The 23,632-nt window shown below is 71.8% G+C and carries 17 protein-coding genes; 7 read left to right on the plus strand and 10 right to left on the minus strand.

Annotated elements, in window-relative coordinates; all coding sequences use genetic code 11:
- Window positions 1-14: 14 nt before the first annotated feature.
- Both ACFCV8_RS03065 and glpK read left to right on the plus strand, forming a co-directional pair.
- Window positions 15-860, plus strand: coding sequence for an MIP/aquaporin family protein (locus ACFCV8_RS03065; RefSeq protein WP_376683494.1), 846 nt, complete (start codon window positions 15-17; stop codon window positions 858-860).
- Window positions 861-906: 46 nt separating this feature from the next.
- On the plus strand, window positions 907-2,424 hold the full coding sequence (gene glpK / locus ACFCV8_RS03070; RefSeq protein ID WP_376683495.1) for a glycerol kinase GlpK: 1,518 nt from the start codon (window positions 907-909) through the stop codon (window positions 2,422-2,424).
- Window positions 2,425-2,481: 57 nt separating this feature from the next.
- On the opposite strand, the gene ACFCV8_RS03075 is transcribed toward glpK, so the two are convergent.
- Genes ACFCV8_RS03075 through ACFCV8_RS03105 form a run of 7 tightly spaced genes read right to left on the minus strand, consistent with a single transcriptional unit; the run spans window position 2,482 to window position 14,139 of the window.
- Window positions 2,482-4,752 carry a M20/M25/M40 family metallo-hydrolase gene (locus tag ACFCV8_RS03075; RefSeq protein WP_376683496.1) on the minus strand — a complete coding sequence of 757 codons (2,271 nt, stop codon included), beginning with the start codon at window positions 4,750-4,752 and terminating at the stop codon, window positions 2,482-2,484.
- On the minus strand, window positions 4,749-6,506 hold the full coding sequence (locus ACFCV8_RS03080) for an amino acid adenylation domain-containing protein (protein WP_376683497.1): 1,758 nt from the start codon (window positions 6,504-6,506) through the stop codon (window positions 4,749-4,751). The genes ACFCV8_RS03075 and ACFCV8_RS03080 overlap by 4 nt, the downstream gene beginning before the upstream one ends.
- Window positions 6,503-9,817, minus strand: coding sequence for an amino acid adenylation domain-containing protein (locus tag ACFCV8_RS03085; protein WP_376683498.1), 3,315 nt, complete (start codon window positions 9,815-9,817; stop codon window positions 6,503-6,505). Before ACFCV8_RS03085 ends, ACFCV8_RS03080 begins: the two co-directional genes overlap by 4 nt.
- The gene (locus ACFCV8_RS03090) at window positions 9,814-10,629 is read right to left on the minus strand and encodes a class I SAM-dependent methyltransferase (RefSeq protein ID WP_376683499.1); all 816 of its coding nucleotides are present in this window, start codon (window positions 10,627-10,629) and stop codon (window positions 9,814-9,816) included. The genes ACFCV8_RS03085 and ACFCV8_RS03090 overlap by 4 nt, the downstream gene beginning before the upstream one ends.
- Before the next feature lie 11 nt (window positions 10,630-10,640).
- On the minus strand, window positions 10,641-11,714 hold the full coding sequence (locus ACFCV8_RS03095) for an ornithine cyclodeaminase family protein (RefSeq protein WP_376683500.1): 1,074 nt from the start codon (window positions 11,712-11,714) through the stop codon (window positions 10,641-10,643).
- Window positions 11,715-11,773: 59 nt separating this feature from the next.
- On the minus strand, window positions 11,774-13,000 hold the full coding sequence (locus tag ACFCV8_RS03100) for an MFS transporter (RefSeq protein WP_376683501.1): 1,227 nt from the start codon (window positions 12,998-13,000) through the stop codon (window positions 11,774-11,776).
- A gap of 2 nt (window positions 13,001-13,002) precedes the next feature.
- Window positions 13,003-14,139 (minus strand): pyridoxal-phosphate dependent enzyme, encoded by a 1,137-nt coding sequence (locus tag ACFCV8_RS03105; protein WP_376683514.1) that lies wholly within the window; start codon window positions 14,137-14,139, stop codon window positions 13,003-13,005.
- Between the two features lie 435 nt (window positions 14,140-14,574).
- Between ACFCV8_RS03105 and ACFCV8_RS03110 the strand changes: the two genes are divergently transcribed.
- A complete protein-coding gene (locus tag ACFCV8_RS03110; RefSeq protein ID WP_376683502.1) occupies window positions 14,575-16,608 on the plus strand; it encodes a transglycosylase domain-containing protein in 2,034 nt (677 codons plus the stop codon).
- Window positions 16,605-17,900, plus strand: a complete 1,296-nt coding sequence (locus tag ACFCV8_RS03115) for a hypothetical protein (RefSeq protein WP_376683503.1) — start codon at window positions 16,605-16,607, stop codon at window positions 17,898-17,900. The genes ACFCV8_RS03110 and ACFCV8_RS03115 overlap by 4 nt, the downstream gene beginning before the upstream one ends.
- A 65-nt stretch (window positions 17,901-17,965) precedes the next feature.
- Here ACFCV8_RS03115 and ACFCV8_RS03120 read toward each other — a convergent pair whose 3' ends face one another.
- The 3 genes from ACFCV8_RS03120 to ACFCV8_RS03130 all read right to left on the minus strand — a co-directional run bounded on the left by ACFCV8_RS03120 (window position 17,966) and on the right by ACFCV8_RS03130 (window position 20,734).
- Window positions 17,966-18,997, minus strand: coding sequence for an ABC transporter substrate-binding protein (locus ACFCV8_RS03120; RefSeq protein WP_376683504.1), 1,032 nt, complete (start codon window positions 18,995-18,997; stop codon window positions 17,966-17,968).
- A 68-nt stretch (window positions 18,998-19,065) separates the two neighbouring features.
- A complete protein-coding gene (locus ACFCV8_RS03125; protein ID WP_376683505.1) occupies window positions 19,066-19,929 on the minus strand; it encodes an ABC transporter permease in 864 nt (287 codons plus the stop codon).
- Window positions 19,919-20,734, minus strand: a complete 816-nt coding sequence (locus ACFCV8_RS03130; RefSeq protein ID WP_376683506.1) for an ABC transporter ATP-binding protein — start codon at window positions 20,732-20,734, stop codon at window positions 19,919-19,921. Before ACFCV8_RS03130 ends, ACFCV8_RS03125 begins: the two co-directional genes overlap by 11 nt.
- A 219-nt stretch (window positions 20,735-20,953) precedes the next feature.
- On the opposite strand from ACFCV8_RS03130, the gene ACFCV8_RS03135 reads away from it, so the two are divergent.
- The 3 genes from ACFCV8_RS03135 to ACFCV8_RS03145 are packed head-to-tail and all read left to right on the plus strand — an operon-like array spanning window position 20,954 to window position 23,630.
- Window positions 20,954-22,552 (plus strand): ATP-binding protein, encoded by a 1,599-nt coding sequence (locus ACFCV8_RS03135; RefSeq protein WP_376683507.1) that lies wholly within the window; start codon window positions 20,954-20,956, stop codon window positions 22,550-22,552.
- Complete coding sequence (locus ACFCV8_RS03140; protein ID WP_376683508.1) at window positions 22,549-23,262, plus strand: response regulator; 714 nt, start codon at window positions 22,549-22,551, stop codon at window positions 23,260-23,262. Before ACFCV8_RS03135 ends, ACFCV8_RS03140 begins: the two co-directional genes overlap by 4 nt.
- A complete protein-coding gene (locus ACFCV8_RS03145; RefSeq protein ID WP_376683509.1) occupies window positions 23,259-23,630 on the plus strand; it encodes a DUF779 domain-containing protein in 372 nt (123 codons plus the stop codon). Before ACFCV8_RS03140 ends, ACFCV8_RS03145 begins: the two co-directional genes overlap by 4 nt.
- Window positions 23,631-23,632 lie beyond the last annotated feature (2 nt).

Consider the following 23,632-nt stretch of genomic DNA (forward strand, 5'->3'; position numbering starts at 1 on the left):
GAAGCGGGTTCCCCATGGGGCGGCTCAGGAACTCGGGACTCGCCGGGGAACTCTCCGCGGAGTTCCTCGGCACGCTGATCCTCATCCTCTTCGGCTGCGGGGTCGTGGCCCAGGTCGCGGCGGGCGGTGCGCTCACCGAACCTCCGGGGGGCCTCGGGAACCACGACAGCATCGCCTGGGCATGGGGGCTCGGCGTCACCCTGGGCGTCTACGTCGCGGGCCGCCTGAGCGGCGCTCATCTCAATCCGGCGGTGACGGTCTCGCTGGCCGCGTTCAAGGGCTTCCCCTGGAACAAGGTGGCGCCGTACTCGCTCGCGCAGGTCGCGGGCGCGTTCGTCGGGGCGCTGCTGGTGCGGTGGAACTACTCGGAGGCGCTGGCGCAGGTCGACCCGGGGCACACGGTCAAGACGCAGGGGGTGTTCTCCACCCTCCCCGCCAACGGGAACCACACGCTCCCGATCCATGAGTGGGGGGCCTTCCGCGACCAGGTCATCGGTACCGCGATCCTCGTCCTGCTGATCTTCGCGGTGACCGATCTCCTCAACACGCCGCCGGGCGCCAACCTCGGCCCGTTCGTCGTGGGCCTCATCGTGGTGGCCATCGGCATGGCTTTCGGCACCAACGCCGGATACGCGATCAACCCGGCCCGTGACCTCGGCCCCAGGCTCGCGAGCTTCCTCACCGGGTACGGCGGGGCCTGGCGGGACCAGTACGGGGAGCTCTACTTCTGGGTGCCCATCGTGGGGCCGCTGGTCGGCGGCCCGGTGGGCGCCTTCGTCTACAAGGTCCTCATCAGCTCCTTCCTGCCCTCGGCCGACAAGGAGCCGGAGGGCAGGACCCCCGTACTGCCCGAGACATGAGACCCGGTCCGCGCGGCGGATCCGGATCGAGGAGAGGCGGCATGCCATGGCGGACTTCATCGGCGCGGTGGACCAAGGCACCACCAGCACCCGCTTCATGATCTTCGATCACGGCGGGAGCGAAGTGGCCAGGCACCAGCTGGAGCACGAGCAGATCCTGCCCCGCTCGGGCTGGGTGGAGCACGATCCGGTGGAGATCTGGGAGCGCACCAACTCGGTGATGCAGACCGCGCTGCGCACCTGCGGGCTGAGCGGCACGGATCTGCACGCGATCGGGATCACCAACCAGCGCGAGACGACCGTCGTGTGGGACCCGCGCAACGGCCGTCCGTACTGCAACGCCATCGTGTGGCAGGACACCCGCACCGACTCGATCGCCAAGGCCCTGGAGGACGCGGGGCACGGGGAGGTGATCCGGCGCAAGGCCGGGCTGCCTCCGGCGACGTACTTCTCCGGCGGAAAGATCAAGTGGATCCTCGACCATGTCGAGGGCGTACGGGAGGCCGCGGAGCGGGGGCACGCCCTGTTCGGGAACACCGACTCCTGGGTGCTGTGGAACCTCACCGGCGGCCCCGACGGGGGTATCCACGCCACCGATGTGACCAACGCCAGCCGGACGATGCTGATGAACCTGGAGACGCTGGACTGGGACGAGGAGTTGCTGGAGATCTTCGGCGTGCCCCGGGTGATGCTCCCGGTCATCCGGCCGTCCTCCGACCCCGAGGCGTACGGGCGCACCCGCACGTCCCGGCCGTTGCGGGCCGCGGTGCCGATCGCCGGGGTCCTGGGCGACCAGCAGGCGGCCACGGTGGGGCAGGTGTGCTTCGAGCCCGGCGAGGCGAAGAACACCTATGGCACCGGCAACTTCCTGCTGCTCAACACCGGTACGACGCCGGTCCGGTCGAAGCACGGCCTGCTCACCACGGTCGCCTACCGGTTCGGCGACGATCCGGCGGTCTACGCGCTGGAGGGCTCCATCGCGGTCACCGGCTCGGCGGTGCAGTGGCTGCGCGACCAGATGAAGGTGATCAGGGACGCGGGCGACAGCGAGCGGCTCGCCCGGACGGTGGACGACAACGGCGGGATGTACTTCGTCCCGGCCTTCTCGGGCCTCTTCGCCCCGTACTGGCGCTCGGACGCCCGGGGCGCCATCGTCGGCCTGGCCCGGTACAACACCAACGCCCATCTGGCGCGGGCCACTCTGGAGGCGATCTGCTACCAGAGCCGGGACGTCGTGGAGGCGATGGAGCAGGACTCCGGTGTGCATCTCGATGTGCTCAAGGTCGACGGCGGGGTGACGGCCAACGACCTCTGCATGCAGATCCAGGCGGATGTGCTGGGCGTCCCGGTCAGCCGCCCGGTGGTCGCCGAGACGACGGCGCTGGGTGCGGCGTACGCGGCCGGGCTGGCCACCGGTTTCTGGCGGGACCAGGGCGAGTTGCGGGAGCACTGGCAGGAGTCGAGGCGCTGGGAGCCGCAGTGGGACGAGGACCGGCGGGCCCGGGGGTACGCGGACTGGAGGCGTGCCGTGCGGCGCACCCTGGACTGGGTGAACGTGGAGTGACCTCGCCGGCGCGCCGTGCGGACCCGGCCGGGGTCCGTCCGCACGGCGCGCCGGGGCTCAGGCGTCGGTCCGCAGTCCGGCCAGGAGCTGGTAGACGGTCTCGGTGCCCTGGCGCAGTGCCTCGACACCGATGTGTTCGTCGGTGCCGTGCATGCGCTTGAGCATGTCCCGGTTCACGGTGAACGGGTACATGCCGTACACGGGTACGTTCTGTTCCCGGAACGGGACCGCGCTGGTGACGGCCTCGAACTGGCAGGCGGTGGCCCGTACTCCGGGATGGGTGCGGCGCACCGCGCTCCGCCAGGCGTGGAAGACGTCCGTGTCGTGGTCGGAGTCGGGGGTGGCGAGATAGCCGCGCAGCCGGTCCAGGGCCTCCTGCTCGCTCTCGCCGGGGTTGCCGACCACGCTCAGCGTGGCCCGGTTGCCGATCAGCGAGCGCAGTTCCGCCACCACGCGTCCCGGGTCGTCCGCCCCCGGCAGGAAGGCGGCCCGGAACTCCGCGGTCGCCGTGCCCGGCACGATGCTCGGGTAGTAGCCGGACCGGGCGGCGGTGAACGCCAGCGTGGTCCGCAGCATCGCGTTGTGCAGCTCGGGGGTCTCGCTGAGCCGCACCACCTCCTCCCCCGCCCTGTTCCGCCGCTGGTCCGTGCGGGCGTCGAGCATCTCCCTCAGCGCCCCGGCGAACGCCTCGTCGGCGGTCGCCCCGGCCAGTTCGGTGAAGTACTCCCGGGACAGGGCGTTCGGGCGTATGTGGGCGCGCCACTGCCCGAGCTGGTCGAGCACCTCGCCCAGCCGGATCACCGCCTGCCCGCTGAACGGCTTGGAGGTGTGGGTGGCGTACGAGGCGGTCTCCAGGCGCAGCAGCAGGGACCGTTTGTCGTTGCAGGTGAGTGAGGCGATCATGGGCGTGGTGCCGTCGCGCTGGTTGAGGACCCAGCCGCCCTCGGTGATGACCGCGCCCGCCGACACCTTGCCGGGGTGTTCGGTGAGGAGCCAGCGCACGCCGTAGGGGCCCTGTTCCTCGTCGCAGTCGGACCAGAAGACGATGTCGCGGTCGAAGGCGGCTCCCTCGCGGACATGGCGCAGCAGGGCGGCGACGAAGGCCGCGTTGACGCCCTTCATGTCCAGCGCGCCGCGGCCGTACAGCTTGCCGTCCCTGATCTGACCGGCGAAGGGGTCCGTCTCCCAGCGGTCTCCGGTGGCGGGCACCACGTCGGAGTGGCCGAGCAGGACCAGGGGCTGTTTCGTGGCCGTCCCGCGGCCGGGGACGCGGGCGAAGAAGTGGACGTTGCCGTCCTTCGGGGTGGGCACGATCTCGGTGCCGACCCCGGCGGACCGGAAGAGGTCCTGGAGCATCCGGGCGAGCGGCAGGGTGACGGCGCCGTCGCCCGGGTTGCTGGTGTTCTGGCGGATCATGGCGACGGCGAGGGCCACGGGGTCGGTGGGGTCGCCGTCGAAGGAGGTGTCCTCCTTCGACGGCGTCGCGGTGTCGGCCCGCGCCGCGGGTGCGGCCGAGGCCACCGCGCCGAGGCCCAGCACCGTGGACGCGACGGCCGTCGCCCCGGCGCCGAGCACGAAGCGCCGGGAGGGCCGGGTCGCGGGGAGTGTGCCGAGGCAGGCGGAGACGACCGCGGCCGGGTTCTCCTGGTGGGCGTAGTGCCCGCCCTCGACGGACGCCAGGGTGCATTCGCCCCGGGTCCACTCGGCCCAGCGGCGCACGGTGACCTCGGGGACGTGCGGGTCGTCGGTGGCCCACACCGCGCGCAGCTCGACGTGCGGAACGGCCCCTCGCCGTCCGTCGTAGCCGGCGGCCAGCCGCAGATCGGCGAGGACGGGAGGCAGCAGCACCTCTTCGAACTCGGGGTCCGCCAGCAGTTCCGGATCGGTGAGTCCGGTTCCGGCGACGAAGGCGCGGGCGTCCTCGACGGTCACCTCCTCGCCTCTGCCGTGGAAGTCGCCGGGGCACTGTCCGGCCACGGCGCACAGCCGTGCGACGGGCACCTGGGAGTCGAGCAGTCTGCGGCAGGTCTCGTAGGCGAGCAGGGCGCCGAGGCTGACGCCGATCAGTACCAGGCGCCGTTCGCCCCGCAGTTCACGTATTCCGGCGGCCACCGCGTCGGCGTAGACGGCCATGTCCGTGACGGGCTCCTCGTCGACGCGGGTGCCGCGGCCCGGTGGCAGGACGAGGGCGAGGGCGGTGTCCTCGGGGAGCCGGTCGCGCCAGCCCGCGAACGTGGAGCCGTGGGCGCCGGTGGGTGCGAAGCAGACGGCGAGGGTGGTGGTGTCCGGTTTCTGCCCGTCCGGCACGCTCAGCCATGCGCTGTTCATATCCGCTCCTCCTGCTGGATCTCGCGGCACGCGGCGGCGATGGCGGTGACGGTGGGTGCGCCGAGGATGCGGCGCAGCGGGACGCGGCGGCCCGCCACGGCCGCCAGCCGGTTGGCGAGCCGTACCGCGAGCAGGGAGTGGCCCCCGGCGTCGAAGAAGTTCTGGTCGGCCGAGGCGGGCGGTGCGCCGAGCAGTTCGTGCCAGAGTTCGGCGACGGCGGTCTCGGTGGCGTCGGCCGGGGTGAATCCGGCCGCTGCGGGCTGTCCGATGTCCGCCACGAGGGCGGCGAGGGCGGTGCGGTCGAGTTTGCCGTTGGTGCCGAGCGGGAGCCGGGGGACGCGCTGGATGCGGGCGGGCAGCATGTAGTCGGGCAGCCGGTCGCGCAGATGGGCGCGGAGGGCCGCCTCCGCCGGTTCGCCACCGGAGGTGGTGACGCAGGCGACGATGCGTGGTTCGCCGTCCTCGGTCTGCGCGTAGACCCCGGCGTCGGTGACGTCGGGGGCCTTGCGGAGGGTGGCCTCGATCTCCTCCAGTTCGACGCGGTAGCCGCGCACCTTGATCTGGTTGTCGGCGCGGCCGGTGATTTCCAGTCCCCCGTCCGGGAGCAGGCGGCCCCGGTCGCCGGTGCGGTAGTGGCGGGTTCCGGCGTCGTCGGTGGTGAAGCGGTCCTCGCCGTCGCCGCCTACGTAGCCGAGGGCCAGGGGTGGCCCGGCGATCCATACCTCGCCGGTGACACCGGCCGGCAGCCGGCGGCCGAGCCGGTCGCGGACGGAGAGCGAGGCACCCGCCACGGGGCTGCCGACCGGGACGCGTCCGGCGTCGGCGGGCAGCAGGGCGGTGTCGTACGCGGCGACGTTGGAGGCGGTCTCCGTCATGCCGTACAGGTTGAGCAGGGTGGTGCCGGGCCAGATTTCGCGGAAGCGCCGGACGGTTTCCACCGGGAGGGCGTCGGCACCGCTGGTGACCAGCGCCGGGCGGTGCCCGCGGGGGCGGTCCGCGCTCTCCGCCAGCAGTCCGGCGATGAGCTGGGGGGTGAGGAAGAGATGGGTGATGCGCTCCTGTTCGACGACCGCGGCGAGGAGCGCGGGGTCGAGGAGTTCGTCGGTGGTCAGTACGGCGGACGGGACGCCCTGGAGCAGTCCGCCCAGCAGCTCCCAGGGCGAGGCGACCAGGGCGAGTGACTTCTGGACCGCGAGCACCGAGTCCGGGGCGAACGGGTGGTCCCGCCACATCCATTCCAGCCTGCCCCGGACCGAGCGGTGGCTGATGCGTACGCCCTTGGGGTTTCCGGTCGTTCCGGAGGTGTAGACGATGTGGAACAGCGCGTCCTCGTCCGGCTCCCGCTCGGGCGCCTGGTGCAGCGGTCCGTCGGCGAGGGGGGCCAGGGTGACGCGCGGCGCGTCCAGGGTGGGGAACTGGTCGAGCCCGGGTTCGGCCAGTACGCAGTGCGGTCCGGTCTCCTCCACCATCCGGCGCTGCCGGCGCACGGGGATCGCGGGGTCCAGCCCGAGGTAGGCGGCGCCGGTCTTCAGTACGGCGAGGACACCGGCGACGGCGGCGGGGCCGCGCTGGGCGGCGAGCGCCACCAGGGAGCCGGGGCCGGTGCCCTTGGCGGTGAGCCGGGCGGCCAGCCGGCCGCTCCATTCGTCGAGTTCGCGGTAGCTGACGCTGGTGCCGGTGTGGCGCAGGGCGGTGGCCCGGGGGCGGGCCGCCACCTGCTCGGCGAAGCGTTCCAGCAGGGTCGGCGTGGTCATCGTTGATCGTCTCCGGGCAGCAGATCGAGGGAACGAACGGTGGTGTGCTCGGCGCGGTGCGGGTCGGTGAGGGCCCGCAGGGCGATCAGGGTGGACTCCAGGATGTTGCGGGCGGCCGGTGCGTCGAGCAGTTCTCGCTGGTAGGCGTACTGGAGGAGGAGTTGGCCGGGGCCGTGCGGCTGGACGTACAGGGCGCAGTCGTACTTGGTGTAGCCGGTGTCCAGTTCGACGAAGCGGAAGCGGACGCCGGAGGCGGTGGTGGCCCGCGCCGGGTAGGGCAGCATGTTGAGCATGGTCTGGAAGACCGGGGTGGCCGACGAGCTCCGCGACGCGGCCGGGAGCCTGCGCAGCGTCCAGCCGAAGGGGTGCTCGGCGGCGGCGTAGGCGTCGTACACCGTCTCCCTGACCTGCGCGGTGAACGCGGCGAGGGTGGCGGCCGGGTCGAGGTTCAGGCGCAGGGGCAGCATGGCGAGCGTGAAGGCGGGTACGTCGGCGGTCTCCGGCCGCTCCCGGCCCGCCATCGGGGCTCCGACGATCACGTCGTCGGTGTCGCCGTAGTAGCCCAGGGCCAGGGCGTATGCGGCCAGCAGGGGGACGAAGGCGGTGGCTCGGGCGGTCACCGCGGTCTCGCGCAGCCGCTGGGTGAGTTCGTCGTCGAGGACCGCCTCGGTGATCTCGCCCCGGTAGGTGGGGGCGACGGGCCGTGGTCTCTGGGCGATCTGGAGGGCCGGGAGGTCGCCCGCGAGGCGGCGCAGCCAGTACTCCCCCGCCTCGGCGACCTCGTCGGTGGCCAGCCGTTCCGTCAGGTGGTCGAGGTAGCGGTCGTAGCGGGTGGCGCGTTCGGGGTCGGGTCCGGTGGGCGGCCGTTCGTAGAGTTCGGCCAGCCGCTGGAACAGTACGGTCGCTCCCCAGCCGTCGAGGAGGAGTTCGTGCATGGTGACCAGGAGCCGGTGCTGTCCGCCCGGCAGTCTGAACAGCGCGGCGCGCAGGGCCGGTTCGGCCAGGAGGTCGAAGGGCCGGGCGGCCTCCTCGGACGCCGCCTCGCGGAATGCCTCGGCGGTGGTTTCCCGGGCTTCGGTGGGCAGTGGCACCTCCCAGTGCGGGTAGTGGTGCACCACCTCGTGCCCCGTCTCCCCGCCCTCGGCCTTCTCGGTCTCGGCGAACCGGGCGAGGAGGAGCGGGTTCTCGGCGAGCAGCAGCTGCCAGGCCCGGGCCAGGCGTGGTACGTCGAGCGGGCCGTCGAGTTCCAGGGAGCCCTGGTAGCTGTAGTAGGGGCTGTGCGGGTCGAGCCGCCAGTGGAAGTAGACCCCGGCCTGCTGGGGTGTGAGCGGCCGGGTGCGCGGTGTGCCGTCGTGCGGTGCCGCCGGGCGGGCCCCAGACCTGGGCCGCGCCGCGTGGCCGAGTGCGGCGAGGGCGGCGGGACTGCCGTCGCGCAGCACCTCGCGCAGTCCGGCCGCCGATCCGGTCTCGCGCAGGGCGGCGACCAGCCGCATGGCGAGCAGGGAGTCGCCGCCCAGCTCCAGGAACTTGTCGTTCCTGCCGACCCGGCCGGTGCCGAGGAGTCCGGCGACGAGCGCCGCGATCTCGGTCTCCGCCCCGCCGCGCGGCGGGCTGTAGGCGCGGGTGCCGGGGCGGCCGCGGCGCGGTGGTGCGGGCAGGGCCTTGTAGTCCGTCTTGCCGTTGCGGGTGAGCGGGAGCCGGGGCAGTACGACGAAGGTGTGCGGCACCATGGGGGCGGGAAGCCGGTCGCCCAGGTGGGTGCGCAGCGCCTCCTCCGCCGGCTCTTCGCCGGCGGCGGTGACGTAGGCGACGAGCCGGGGCGGCGGTGCGGCCGCCGGGGTGTGGGCGCTCTCCCGGGCGACCAGGGCTCCGGTGTCGTCGGGGGTGTGGACGGTGACGGCGCAGGCGGCCACGGCGGGGTGGCCGCCCAGTACGGCCTCGATCTCGGCGAGTTCCATGCGTACGCCGCCGAGCTTCACCTGCCGGTCGACCCGGCCCAGGTATTCCAGCTGGCCGTCCCGCCGTACGCGGACGGCGTCACCGGTGCGGTAGAGGCGTCCGCCGTCGGCGGCGGCGAAGGGGTCGGTGAAGAAGGCGCGCGCGGTGCGTTCGGGGTCGCCGAGGTAGCCGCGGCCCACGACGGGTCCCCCGACGAACAGCTCGCCCGTCTCCCCGTGCGCGCAGGCGTGCCAGTGCCCGTTCTCCTCGCGCAGTACGTACAGTTCGGCGTTGCCGATGGGCGAGCCGATCGGCAGATGGCGTACGCCGGGATCGGGCGGGCCCAGCTCGGCGTGGGTGACGTCGTCGGAGCATTCGGTCGGGCCGTAGGCGTTGAGCAGCCGGATCCCGGGCAGGGTCCCGTGCCACCGCCGGGCGAGCGCGGGGGGCAGTTCCTCGCCGGTGGCGATCATCCAGCGCAGGGAGCCGGGCCTGGTTCCCGCGTTCTCCTGGGCGTCGAGGAGGAAGCGCATCAGGGTGGGCACGGTCTCCAGCACGGTGGTTCCGCGTCCGCGCAGCTCGTCCAGGAGAAGGGCACCGTCCTGGGCCCGCTCGTCGGAGAAGATCTGCACGCGGCCGCCGACGAGCAGTGGGGCGAGCATCTGCCAGACGGAGATGTCGAAGCTTAGCGGTGCGGTCTGGGCCAGCCGGTCGTCGGCGGTCAGCCCGAGGTCGTCGATCTTGGCCCGGAGGTGGTTGAGCATCCCCCGGTGTTCGACGATCGCCGCCTTGGGGCGGCCGGTCGAGCCCGAGGTGTAGAGGACGTAGCGCACTTCGTCGGGGGCGGGCGGCAGGGTCCGGGTGTGCGGGGTGCCGGCCGGTCGCGGTGGTGTGGTGGGTACGCCCGCGGCGCGGGCGCCCTTGACCAGTTCCCCGCTGTCCGCCGGTGTACCGGTGGTCAGCAGCAGTGCGGCGCCGCTGTCGGTGAGCAGGGATTCGACGCGGGCGGCGGGCCAGCCCGCGTCCACCGGCAGGTAGACGGCGCCCAGGAGTTCCAGGGCGAGGAAGGCGGTGATGACGTCCGCGCCGCGTCGGCCGCCGACCGCGACGATCGTGCCTTCCCGGACGCCGGCGGCGGCCAGCTGCGCCGCGGTGCGGCGTGTCAGGTCGGCCAGCCGCCCGTATCCGAGCGCCGTGTCGCCGTCCTCGACCGCGATCCGGTCGGGGTGCGTGGCCGCGATCCGTTCGACGTGGGCGTGGACCTTGTCGCCCAGCTCGTACGGTTCGTGCCGGGTGAGTGCCGCGGCGAGCGCCTTCTCCCGCGCTCCTTCGGCGAGCGGGAGGCGCGGGTAGTGCCGGGGCAGGCCGTTCACCGCTCCGCCCGCTTCTCCGCGACGACCAGCAGGTACTCGACGGGTACACCGGTGCCGCGTGCGTCCGTGGTGTGGAATCCTTCGGTCATCTCGACCATTTCCGCGCGCAGTTCCTTCCACCGCGAGGGCGGCGAGATGGTGTTCCTCGCCGCGATGCAGGGCCCGAAGCAGCTCTCGAAGAACGACACCAGATCCTCGGCCGTGGCGAACGGGTAGAAGAGTTCACGGCGTTCGGCGGTGACGGTGAATCCGGGGCCGAGGAGTTCGGCGAGGTAGTCCGCCGAGCCCCACAGCATGGGCTGTCCCTGGTGGCCGTTGGGCGAGGGGAAGTAGGCGGAGAGGATCTCCTGGAAGTGCGCGGTCCAGCTGCGGGCCGTCCAGTTGCACATGCCGATGCGTCCGCCGGGCCGGAGCACCCGGGAGATCTCCCCGCCCGACGCGGCGTGGTCGGGTGCGAACTGGATGCCGTAGGTGGAGGTCACCAGATCGAACGAGGCGTCGTCGAAAGGGAGTTCCTGGGCGTCGCCACGGTGCAGCTCCACCTGGACACCGGCCTGCGCGAACCGTTCGCGCGCGTCGGGGAAGAACTCGTCGGTCAGGTCGAGTCCGGTGACGAGGCAGCCGCGCAGGGCGGACAGCAGTGCCACGTTGCCGTTGCCGGTGGCGACGTCGAGATGGGCGGTGCCGGGGGCGGGGGCGAGCCGGTCGACCAGTTCGACGGCGCCCGGTCGCAGCAGGTCGGCGACGTGCCGGTACTCGCCGTACGACCACATGGTGCGGTTGATCTCCTGGATGTTCTGATCGATCGTCACGCGGATTCCCCTCAGAGCGTGAGCCGGGCGCCGAGACCGGCGGCTTCGGCACGGGCGTGGATGCGGTCGGCCACGGCGACGTCGAGGATCGACATCCCGAACGGATTGCTGATCACGATCTCGTCCTGGTCGCGGCGGCCGGGATGTCGCCCGGCGAGCACGTCGCCGAGCGTGCCGTCGACGGCACGTGCCCCGGGGCGGGCGGTCACCCCCTGCCGCGGGGTGCCGTCGGGGCCGAGCAGGGTGCCCGCGCGGTGCATCCGGCCGAGCAGCCGTCGCGGGTCGTCGCGGACCAGGCTCCAGTCGTCGACGACCAGCGTGCCGGCCGCGAGCACGGCCGCCTCGGTGAGGTCGTCCAGCGAGACGTGGCAGACGAGTGCGCCGGGCCGCAGCCATTCCGGCTCGATGTACCCCTGGGTCACGGTGGTGACGGGTACGACGAGTTCGGCGTCCCGTACCGCCTCGCGCGGCCCGTCGGCGACCACCGCCTCGATGCCGTCCGTACCGGGCAGTGAGGCGATGTGGTGGGCGAGGGACTTCGCCCGGTCGGGCGCCAGGTCGTACAGCGTGACGCGGCGCAGGGTGGGTACGGTGCGCAGCAGCAGCGCGAGGTGCGCCCGGGCGAGGGGGCCGCAGCCGATGAGCGCGAGTCCGCGCGGCTGTTCCACCGCCAGATGGCGCACCGCGAGGGCGGTCACCGCAGCGGTGCGCATGGCGCTGATGTAGGCGGCCTCCATCAGGGCGAGGGGCCGGGCGGTCTCCGGGTCCAGGAGCAGGGTGAAGCCCTGGGAACGGGGTATCCCGCGGCCCGGGTTGCCGAGGGAGGCGTTGATGGTCTTCATGCCGATGACCGGCGGCCGCTCCTGCGGGGTGAGGGCGCCGGGCATGGCCAGCAGCCTGGCCGGATCGCCCTGCGGGGTGGTCCAGCCGAGGTAGGCCTCCTCGGGGAGGACGGACCGTCCGGCGGAGTGCAGGGTGAGCGCCTCGGCCACCGTCGCCACGATGTCCAGGCCGCGGGCGGCCTCGACGACGTCCGCGCGGGACAGGTAGCGGAAGTCGCTGTCGGGGTAGTGCTCGAAGTCCATGACGGGAAGGGCTCCTTGGCGAGGGGATCGGTTGCGGTGGAGGCGGTACGGGGCCGGGTTCAGCCGCCGGTGGGGCGCGCTGCGCGGAGCATCGCGAGGGGGACGAGGGCGCCGAGCAGCAGTACGCAGGCGAGCGCGATCCAGCCGGCCGTGCCGAGGGCGAGGACGACACCGGTCATCAGCACCGGGCCCACGACCCGGTTGGCCACCGTGCGGCTGGTGTTGAACAGCACCAGGTAGGCGCTGCGCGCGCCTTCCGGTGCCAGGTCGAAGGAGAGGGTCCACGAGGCGCCGACCTGGAGCAGTTCGGCAAACGTCAGCAGGACGACGGCACCGCCGAGGACCAGCAGTGCGTCCCGTGTGCGCAGGCCGGGCACGGCGGCGAAGGCCAGGGCGCCCCCGCTCAGCAGCAGCGCCGCGGCACCGTAGGAGAGCCAGGCCCGGCGGGTGGTGCGGTAGCAGCGGTTGAGCGGATACTGGAGGGCGATGCACAGCACGGTGTTGACCGCGTAGAGGATGCCGACGTAGCGCTCGGGCACGTCGGTCGCGGTGACGAGCCAGAGCGGGAAGGCCACGTTGAGCACCGGCATCCAGAGCGACACCAGTGCGTTGTACGCGGTGAAGCCCAGCAGCCGTCGGTCCTTGAGCAGGCCGGACACCCGGGCGCTGCCGACCGTCGTCGCGGCTTCCTCCCGGCGGGCGGTGGCGTACACCGCGGCGACCGCCACGTACGCGAGCGCGCCGCCGATCAGCAACGGCCGGAAGGCGTCCGGCGAGCCGGTGCCCAGGGCTGCTCCGGCGATCAGCCCGCCCAGGCTGATCCCGAGGTTGACCACGGTGCGCTGGACGGCCATGACCTTGGCGCGCAGGCTCTCCGGGGCGCGTGCGCCGACGTACGACTGGACCAGCGGGGGCGAGGACTGTTCGGTGACGGCGATGACGGCGACCACGAGGAGGAAGGTCCACCAGCCGTCCACCCGGAGGTAGCCGATGGTGGCCAGGGCGCGCAGCAGCATCACGCCGATCAGTACCGGCTTCGGACCGAACCGTGCGGCCAGCCGGGCGACGGGTACGGCGGTGGCGACGGCGACGGCCCCGCCGATGGTCAGGCCGGTGCCGACGGACGAGGTGCTGAGATGGGCGACCTCGACGAAGTAGATGGTCGAGACGGCGAGGAAGAGGCCCGTCCCGGTCCACTCGATCAGCGTGGCACCCTGCACCAGCGGCAGGAACTGCCGTGGGCCGGGGCCGGTCCGCCGACGGTCGAGGGTGGTGCTGGTGCCCATGTTCAGTGCTCCTGGTGCTTGCGGTCGAAGAAGAGTCCTTCGCTGCGCAGTCGTCGTACGGCGGAGGTGATTTCCTTGGCCACGCCCTGTTCGGCGGCCCAGTCGTCGGAGTAGAGGGTGTCGCGGTACTTGCTGCCGCCGTCCGCGGCCAGGCAGACCGACAGGCGGTCGTCCCCGGACTTCGCCCGGTCGCCCAGCATCGCCCGCACGGCGCAGCCGCTGGAGCCGCCGAGGGCGAGGCCGATGTCCTCGGCGAGGATCCGGCAGACCGCGATGGCCTCGATGTCGTCGACGTGCACCGCGCGGTCGTAGCTGTGCGGCGCGCGCAGGAAGGCGGAGGGTCTGCTCGCTCCGATACCCGGGACCAGCCGTCGTCCGGCGCTGCCCGAGACCGCCAGCGAGCCGCGTACGTCCACGGCGACCGCGGCGACGTCGGGCCGGTGCTCGCGCAGGTGGGCGGCGATACCCGCGAGGGTGCCGCCGGTGGAGACGGGCACGTACACCGTGCCGAGGTCCTGCCCCGCCTGCCCGGTGAGTTCGGGGCCGGTGGTACGCCGGTGGATTTCGGGCGCGGCCCAGTTCTCGTACTGGTCGGGCCAGCGGTATCCGGGGTTGTCCGCGCACAGTTCGCGCACTTGGCGCAGCCGGCTGAGCAGGTAGCCGCCCAGGCCGTCGGGTTCGTCGACGACGATCACCCGGGCCCCGCTGTCGGTGAGTCCGCGGCGGGTGGCGTGCGGGGTCTTGAGATCGACCACGGCGAGGAACTCGCAGCCGATCGCCGGAAGGAGCCGGGCCAGGGCGAGACCCAGGTTGCCGGAGGTGGATTCCACCACCACCGTGCCCGGGGTGAGCGGCCGTTCGTCGTGCAGGGACCGCAGCAGGCCGACGGCGCTGCGGTCCTTCACCGATCCGGTGGGGCCCTGCGCTTCGAGCTTCAGTCCCAGACGCCGCACTCGTCCCCGGTGGGCGACGTCCAGGCGGAGTAAGGGAGTTGTGGCGAGGGCCCGCGCCAGGACGGGATTGACACGTGACACTGCTTCCCCCTGTGCGAGAGACGTGTGGCCATGACCGCCCGACGGAGGGGGCCCGGCTGCGCACTCCCCGACCTTAGGCACGTGACCCCGGCACCACCACGGCATGGTCACGCGGCGGTTGGCGGTCTTGGCCGGAACAGCGCTTGACGCTCCGCCCGTTCGTCACGTCGGCCGCCGACGGACCGGTCGGCGGTGCGGAAACGGTCCTGCATCTCCATGGGCCCGAGCGGGCGGAGGAAAGGAATTGGCCGGTTCGACGTCGGCCGCCCGCCCGGCCGGGCGGGCTCCGGCCGGGCCCGGCCGCGGGAGGAGCCGAGGGGCGCCACCCCTCCCGAGGGCCTGTTATCTTTACGTGACTTCGCGCCGCAACTCTCGGTCATCCTTTGGCCTGTGATGTGCCGAAGTTGCCTGCTCACAGGCCGCTTTCCGGGCGCCACGGGGGAATCCGGTTCCCACCGGGTGTGGCGACGGACGCGCCATGACCACCGCACGGGCGCGGTCGCCGTCCGCGACGCGCCCGTCCCGGCACGGCTGGACGGGATGACACAGCTCAACGTATTCGGCAGAACCCTGCGCGCCGCACGGGCGTTGTCGGCCCGGGGAACCGGGCGCCGCAAGCAGCGAAAGCGCCCGCTCGCCCGTCTGGCGCGCAGACCCGACTACCCGCGGGCCGGCCGCAGCGGCTGGCGCAGATGGGTGCCCTCGTGGCGGCTGGTCCTGGGCTCGGCCCTGATGTTCACCGCGACCCTGGCGACCGTGGTGGGCATCGCCTACGCGCGTACCGAGATACCCGACGACCTCAACGCCTTCGCCACGCAGCAGGACACCGTCTACTACTGGGCCGACGGGACACCGATGGCCCGGACCGGCTGGGTGAGCCGCCAGGAGATGCCGCTGTCGAAGATCCCCGAGCACGTCCGGTGGGCCGTCCTCGCGGCGGAGAACGCCGACTTCTACTCCGATCACGGGATCTCGACGCAGGGCATCACCCGGGCCCTGTGGCGCACGGTCGGCGACGGGGACACCCAGGGCGGGTCCACCATCACCCAGCAGTACGTCAAGAACGTCTACCTCACGCAGGACCAGTCGTTCTCCCGGAAGTTCACCGAGATGCTGCTCGCGGTCAAGCTGGACAGACAGCTGAGCAAGGACAAGATCCTCCAGGAGTACCTCAACACCAGCTGGTTCGGCCGCGGCACCTACGGTCTCCAGCGCGCCTCGCAGGCGTACTACGGCAAGGAGGTCACCCAGCTCAACGCCAGCGAGGGCGCGTTCCTCGCCTCGCTGCTCAAGGGCGCCTCGCTGTACGACCCCGCGGTCAACCCCCGCAACCGCGAGCGGGCCGTCGCGCGCTGGTCGTGGACGCTGGACCGCATGGTCGAGATCGGCAGACTGAGCAAGGCCGAGCGCGCCAGGTACACCACCTTCCCCGATCCGAAGCCGCCGCACCGGTCGAGCGACGCGGGTGGCCAGGACGGCTATCTCGTCCAGCTCGCCGAGTCGTACGCCAAGCGGGCCGGGCACATCTCGGACGCCCGCTTCGACCTCGGCGGCTACCAGATCTACACCACGTTCGAGAAGCCGCGGATGACCGCTCTCACCCGGTCCGTGCGCGACGCGCGCCGCGAACTCGACCCCAAGCAGCGCAAGGCCGACCGGTTCGTCCGCTTCGGTGCCGCCTCCGTCGCACCGGACGGCCGCATACTCGCGGTCTACGGCGGACCGGACTTCGAGCGGCAGGCGTTCAACGAGTCCAACGCCGGTACGGTCCCCGCCGGTTCGGCCTTCACGCCGTTCGTCTACGCGGCCGGTCTCCAGCACGGCGTGGCCAAGCTCCGCGACGCCCCGCGCACCACCGTCGTGCCCTCCACCGTGTACGACGGCGACGACGGCACCCCGGTCATGACACCCGAGGGGCCCTACTGGGACCGCAGCGGGAAGATGGTCAAGGGCGAGAACGACGGGGACGTCTCCTACGGCGACATCAGTCTCCACAGCGCCATGACGAAGTCCGCCAACGCGCCCTTCCTCCAGCTCGGCATGGACACCGGCCTGAAGCTGGTCCGCAGCACGGCCGAGGCGTCCGGGCTGCTCCCGTCGAGCTTCGGGCCGCCCGTGCCGGCGTTCGCGATGGGCAACTCCACGCCCAGCGCCATCCGGATGGCCGACGCGTACGGCACGTTCGCCGCCCACGGTGTGCACATGGACCCGTACTCGGTCCGCAAGGTCACCCGCAACGGCGAGCCCGTCCGCCTCGACCTCCCCCGCCCCCGGCGCGCCATGCGGTCCGACGTCGCCGACGAGATCACCTCGGCGCTCTCCCGGCCCTTCGTCAGCAACGGCACGGCGTCCGCGACCCGGCTCGCGGTCAAGGCGGGCACCACCGAGGACGACACCGCGCGCTGGTACGTCGGCTACGGGCCGGCCGCTTCCACCGCCGTCGTCGTCTACCGGATGGACCTGACGAAGAGCCTCGCGCCGCTGCCGCTCAAGGGACTGGCGGGCACGCCCGAGAACGACGGGAAACTCCCGGTTTCGATCTGGAAATCCTACACGGAAGCCACCACCAAGTGACCGATACCACAGCAAAGTCCGCCGTCCGCCGCGTCCGGGACCGGCTCACGCGCCGGGTCCTCCTGGGTATCGCCGTGTGCCTCGCGGCCTCGGGCACCGCGGCACTCGTACCGCTGATGTCCGCGGGGTCCTCCGACGATCGCACCCCGGCCGAGACCCGCACCGTCGCGGCGCCGACGCCGACCGCCCGGGAGCGTCCCGAGGGCGGCGGCCGCGCGGAGAAGGACTGGGACGGCAAGACCCGGATCCTCGGGGACGGTTCCACCTCCTACACCGGGCCGCAGCCGCACCAGCTGAAGGCCGAGCGGCTGAAGCCCGGGGAACGGCCGCCGCAGTTCGTGGTGTTCTCCTGGGACGGGGCGCTGGAGGGGGACGACCGGATGTTCTCGCGCTTCCGGCGTGCCGCGCAGGAGAGCAACGCCCATATGACGTTCTTCCTCACCGGCATCTACCTGCTGCCGCAGGAGAAGCGGAGCCTGTACCGGCCGCCCCAGCACAAGACCGGGGCCGCCGCGATCTCGTACCCGACGCGTGAGCACATCCGGACGACGCTGGAACAGCTCGGCGGCGCCTGGCGGGAGGGCAACGAGATCGGCTCCCACTTCAACGGCCACTTCTGCGAGAAGAAGGGCGGCGGGGACTGGAGCACGGGCGAATGGACCAGTGAGATATCCCAGTTCTACTCCTTCGTGCAGAACTGGAAGACCAACACCGGTTTCAAGGACCTCGATCCGCTCCCCTTCGACCCCACCCGCGAGGTCGTCGGCGGTCGCGCGCCCTGCTTGGAGGGCCAGAAGACGCTGCTGCCCGCGACCAAGCCGTTCGGCTGGCGCTACGACGCCAGCTCCCCCGGCGACTTCCAGATCTGGCCGTCCAAGAAGAACGGTGTCTGGGACTTCCCGCTGCAGATGCTGCCGTTCCCCGGCAAGGACTTCCAGGTGCTCTCGATGGACTTCAACTTCCTCTACAACCAGTCCAAGGGAAGCACCGAGGGCGACCCCGCCCGGTATCCGGCCTGGCGCAAGGAGACCGACAGCGCCTACCTCGCCGGGTTCAATCGGGTCTTCCACGGCAGCCGTGCCCCGCTGTTCATCGGGAACCACTTCGAGGACTGGAACGGCGGGATCTACATGGACGCCGTCGAGGACACCATGCGCGAGGTCTGCCCGCGCAAGGAGGTGCGGTGCGTGTCCTTCCGTGAACTGGCCGACTGGCTCGACGTCCAGGACCCCGAGGTCCTCGCGCAGTGGCGGAACCTCGACCCCGCCCAGCCGCCGAGCTGGAAGGACTAGCCGCACGGCCTTCAGGCCGGTGCGGTCCGTCCGCGGGGACGGGCCGCACGGCCTTCGGCACCTCACTACTTCGCCTTGTCGACGAACTCCGTGGTGTACGTCCTGGCGAGGTCCACCTTCGCGTCCTTCAGGTTCGGGTTGAACGCCTTCAGGACCCGCTCGACGGTGGCGGGGCCGTCCGCGGGCATCACGCCGTCCGTGGTGAACATGGGCAGCGTGCTCTTGATGGCCTCGGCGTAGAGCGCCTTGCCACCGCCCTGGGCGTAGTCGGCGGGCATCTTCGAGGCGATCTCGTCCGCGCTGTGCGTGGACATCCACTTCAGCGTCCGGACGAAGGCGTTGGCCAGCTTCTGGACGGTCTCCTTGTGGCTGTCGACCCACTCGGTCTGCATGTACAGGCTGGACGACGGGTAGAGCCCGCCGAGCGCCTCCTTGGAACCCTCCGGGGTCCGCATGTCGATGAGGATCTTGCCGAGCTTCTTGTCCAGGATGGTGGCGACCGTGGGATCGGTGGTCATCCCGCCCTGGATGGAGCCCTGCTGGAGGGCGGAGATGAACGTCTGTCCGGCGCCCACCGCGACCGGGGTGAACTCGCTGGTCCGCACGCCGTTGCTGACGGCGAGGTACTTGGTGAGGAAGTCGGTGGAGGAGCCGATGCCGGTCACACCGAGCTTCTTGCCCTTGAAGTCCTTCGCCGACCTCAGCTCGGCCGCCGCCTGGTTGGAGACGATCTCGACCTCGCCCGGGGCCTGGGAGAACTGGACGACGGACTCGACCTGCTTGCCCTTCACCTGGAGATCGAGGGTGTGGTCGTAGAAGCCGACGGTGCCCTGAACGTCGCCGGAGACCAGCGCGGTCTCGGCCTGCACCCCGGCGGGCTCGGTCAGGAGCTGGACGGAGACGCCCTCGTCCTCGAAGTAGCCGAGCCGTTCGGTGAGCATCGCGGGCAGGTAGATGACCTTGTCGAGGCCGCCGACCATGATCTTCACCTGGTCGCCCTTGCCTTCGGAGCCGGAGTCCCCACCACAGGCGGTGAGACCGGTCAGGGCAAGGACACCGGCGACGGCCAGCGCGGGAACGCGGAGTGATGTACGCATCTGATGCACGTCCTTTACGGAAACGAAAAGGGTCCGGGGGGGGGGAGGGAGAGGGGCTGCGGTACGCGTCAGCGGGGGCTGTCCGCGTCGGCGGGCTTCCAGCGGAAGAGCCGTTTCTCCAGGAAGGTGAGCAGTCCCTCGGCCAGCAGCGCGACGATCGCGAGGATGACCATCGCGGCGTACACCCCGGCGGCGTTGAACGTGCCCTGGGAGGCGGCGACCAGCAGCCCGAGCCCCTTGGTGGCGCCGATGTACTCGCCGACGATCGCCCCGATGAGCGCGAAGCCGAAGCTGACGTGCAGGCTGGTGAAGATCCACGACGTAGCGGAGGGAATCACCACCTGGAGGGTGACCTGCCGGTTGCTGGCGCCCAGGATGCGGGAGTTGGCGACGAGGTTGCGGTCGACCTCCCGTGCCCCCTGGAAGGCGTTGAAGAAGACCGGGAAGAACACCAGGACGACCGCGGAGGCCACCTTGGAGGCCGGGCCGAGACCGAACCAGATGAGGAAGATCGGCGCGAGCACGATCCGGGGCAGCGCGTTGAGCACCTTGATGTACGGGCCGAGGACATCGGCCGCGAACCGCACCCGGCCCAGCGCGATCCCCAGCAGCACACCGGCGACCACACCGATGACCCAGCCGAGCAGCGCCTCGTAGAGCGTGTACCAGATCTGCTCCCAGAGGGAGCCCTGAGCCGTGCCGTCCACGACCCAGGTACGGATCTGGTCCCAGATCTTCGACGGCATGGAGAAGTTGAACGGATCGATGACCGCCGTGCGGGCCAGCCACTCCCACAGCCCGACGACCGCGAGGAGCACCGCGATCCTGCTGCCGGCCACCAGGTACGCGCGGTTCCTGGCGGCCCGTGCCCTGGCCCGTGCCCGGTCGGGCCCTCCGACGGCGGCCTTGGCGGTGATGGTGTCAGGCGACATCGCGGGCACCCCTCTCGCGGGTGATGCGGACCTCTTCGCCGAGCGAGGACCAGATCTCCCGGTAGATCTCGACGAACCGGGGCTCCAGCCGCACCTCCTCGACCTTGCGGGGACGGGGCAGGTCGATCTCGAAGACCTCCTTGACGGTGGCCGGCCCGGCGGTCATGACCACGACCTTGTCGGCCAGTGCGATGGACTCCTCCAGGTCGTGGGTGACGAAGACGACGGAGGAACCCGTCCCGGCCCACAGCTCCAGCAGCTCGTCTGACATCAGCGCCCTGGTCTGCACGTCCAGCGCCGAGAACGGCTCGTCCATCAGCAGGATCTCGGGGTCGTTGACGAAGGTCGCCGCGAGGGCGACGCGCTTGCGCTGGCCGCCGGACAGCTGGTGCGGGTAGCGGTCCTCGAAGGAGGCGAGGCCGACCCGGGCGAGCCATTCCCGGGCCCGCTCCTTCGCCTCCGCCTTGGGCACCCCGCGGAAGCGGGGGCCCGCCATCACGTTGGACAGCACGGTCCGCCACGGGAAGACCGCGTCCTGCTGGAAGACGAAGCCGACCTTGTCACCGATGCCGCGCACCGGCTCGCCGCCCACCAGCACCTCCCCCTCGGTGGGCTCCTCCAGTCCGCTGACCAGGGTCAGCGTCGTCGACTTGCCGCATCCGGTGGGCCCCACGACGGCGACGAACTCACCGCGCCCGATGGTCAGGTCCAGATCGCGTACGGCGGTGTGGAGCGCCCCCGACGGAGTCCGGAACGCTTTGCTCGCCCCCCGCAGCTCGATGGCGGGGCTCGTTTCGCTGTTCATGGGGCGGGACGCTAGAGGCGCCCCGCGGGGCCGGGCGAGCCTTGCGCCCACAACTCCCGGTTCTGCTCATAACCCGGGGTTCTGCTCGTTCTGCCCGCGACAGGACAACGAATGCGCCACGGGGACTGGTCATCGGCGACCCCGGCGTTTACGTTGCGTTCACACGAGGATGAAACGGAGCAACATGTTCCACACGGGCGGAAGGCAGAGAGCGAGCAGATGCGCATCCACTGGCCCCGCCGTGTCTTCGCCCAGGTGCTTCTCACCCAGGTGACCATCACCACCGGCGTGATCACGCTCGTCACAGGGCTCTTCCTCGCCCCGCTCAGCCGTCAGCTCGACAACCAGGCGATGCACCAGGCCCTGTCCATCGCCCAGACCACGGCGGCGGAACCCGGTCTCGTCGACGATCTGCGCACCACCGACCCCACGCCCGGCGGACCGGTGCAGACCGAGGCCGAGCGCATCCGGCGGGCCACCGGGGCGCTGTACATCGTCGTCATGGACACCCGCGGGGTGCGCTGGTCGCACACCGACACCGCGCAGATCGGCAGGCACGTCTCGACCGATCCCAGCACCGCGCTGGGCGGCCGGGAGATCATGCAGATCGACGACGGCACCCTGGGCAGGTCGGCACGGGCGAAGGTCCCGCTCCGCGACGAGCGGGGCAGGATCGTGGGCGCCGTGTCGGTGGGCATCGCCTACGACAGCGTCCACGACCGGCTGCTGGGCACCATCCCGGGGCTGCTCCTCTACTCCGGGACGGCGCTCGCCGTGGGCGTCCTGGCCGCGCTCGCCGTCTCGCGGCGGCTCCAGCGCAGCACGCACGGCATCGCCTTCGCCGACATCTCCGCGCTGCTGGACGAGCGCGAGGCGATGCTGCACAGCATCCGCGAGGCCGTACTGGCGCTCGACGCACGGGGCCGGATCAGGCTGCTCAACGACGAGGCGCAGCGGCTGCTGGAGCTGGACCGGAGCGCGGTCGGGCGCCCGCTGGGCGAGGTGGTGGCGCCGGGCCGGACGGCCGAGGTGCTGGCGGGCCGGGTCGGCGGCGACAACCTGATCACGGTGTGCCGGGGACGGGTGCTGATCGCCAACCGCATGCCCACGGGCGACGGCGGAGCGGTGGTCACCCTGCGCGACCGTACGGAGCTGGAGCTGCTGGGGCGTGAGCTGGACTCCACGCACGGTCTGCTGGACGCGCTGCGGGCCCAGGACCACGAGCACGCCAACCGGCTGCACACCCTGCTCGGGCTGCTGGAGCTCGGCAGGCACGATGCCGCTAGGGAGTTCGTGGAGGAGGTGACCAGTGGTCACCGGGCGTCGGCGGAACAGGTCGCCGAGCGGGTCAACGACCCCCTGTTGTCGGCGCTGCTGGTGGGCAAGTCGGCGATCGCGGCGGAGCGGGGCGCCTCGCTGCTGGTCTCGCCGAACACGCTGCTCCCGGACGCGGTGGTGGACCCGCGGGATCTGGTGACGGTGCTCGGCAATCTCATCGACAACGCCCTGGACGTCGCCACGCTCGTCGAGGTGGAGCTGCTGGCCGAGGGCAGCACGGCCGTGCTGCGGGTCAGCGACAACGGCCCCGGCGTGCCGCCCGCGATGCGGGAGCAGATCTTCACGGAGGGCTGGTCCACCAAGGAGTCCCCCGCGCACCGCGGCCGAGGCCTGGGGCTGGCACTGGTGCGCCGGCTGGCCGAGCGCTACGGTGGCGCGGCCCGTGTCACGGCACGTGCGGGCGGCGGAGCGGTCTTCACCGTCGTCCTGCCCGAGGCGCTCACCGTCCGGCCCCTGACAGAAGTGGGAGAGTCGCGATGATCGATGTCCTGGTGGTGGACGACGACTTCCGGGTCGCCGAGATCAATGCCGCGTACGTGGCGAAGGTGCCCGGATTCCGGGTGATATCCCGTGCGCACACCGCGGCGCAGGCCCTGGCCTTCCTGGAGCGCGACCGGGTCGACCTGGTCCTGCTCGATCACTATCTGCCGGACGAGACGGGGCTGACGCTGGTGCGGCGGCTGCGTCAGCTCGGCCACCCGGCAGACGTGATCATGGTGACCGCGGCCCGCGACGTGGCGACCGTACGGACCGCGATGCGGTACGGGGCCCTGCAATATCTCGTCAAGCCGTTCAGCTTCGGCGGCCTGCGGTCCAAGCTGGAGAGTTACGCGGCGCTGCGGCGGACCCTCGAAGGGGTGGGCGGCGGCCGGGGCGAGGCCGGGCAGGAGCAGGTGGACCAGATCTTCGGGGCCCTGCGCACCACGCAGTCCGGGCCGTCGGCCGGGCTGCCCAAGGGTCATTCGGCGCCCACCGCCGACGTGATCCGCCATGTGCTGTCGGCCGCCGAGGGGCCGCTCTCCGCGCACGAGGTCGCCGCCCGCGCGGGGCTCAGCCGCTCCACCGCGCAGCGCTATCTGAAGTATCTGGAGGGGGCGGGCCGTATCCGGCTGAGTCTGAAGTACGGCGACACCGGCCGTCCCGAGCACCGCTACACCTGGGCGGACCTGCGCCCGGAGCCGCTGCGATGAGCCCGGCGGAGACGGCGCCGGTGGAGCTCACCCCGGCCGCCGAGGAGCTGCTGCGACGGCTGCGGGCGATGCACGGGCCGCTGATGTTCCACCAGTCGGGCGGCTGCTGCGACGGCAGTGCGCCGATGTGCTACCAGGACGGCGAGTTCCGTACCGGCGGCTCCGATGTGCTGATGGCCTCGCTCGACGTGCCGGGGGTGGCGGAGCCGGTCCCGTTCTGGATGTCGCGGAGCCAGTTCGAGCTGTGGTCGCACACCCGGCTGATCATCGATGTGGTGGCGGGGCGGGGCAGCGGCTTCTCGCTGGAGGCCCCGGAGGGGGTGCGTTTCCTCATCCGTTCCCGGCTGGCCGGAGGGGTCGGGAGCTGATG

This window comes from Streptomyces sp. NPDC056347 (assembly GCF_042262625.1).
In the GTDB taxonomy this organism is placed as follows: domain Bacteria; phylum Actinomycetota; class Actinomycetes; order Streptomycetales; family Streptomycetaceae; genus Streptomyces.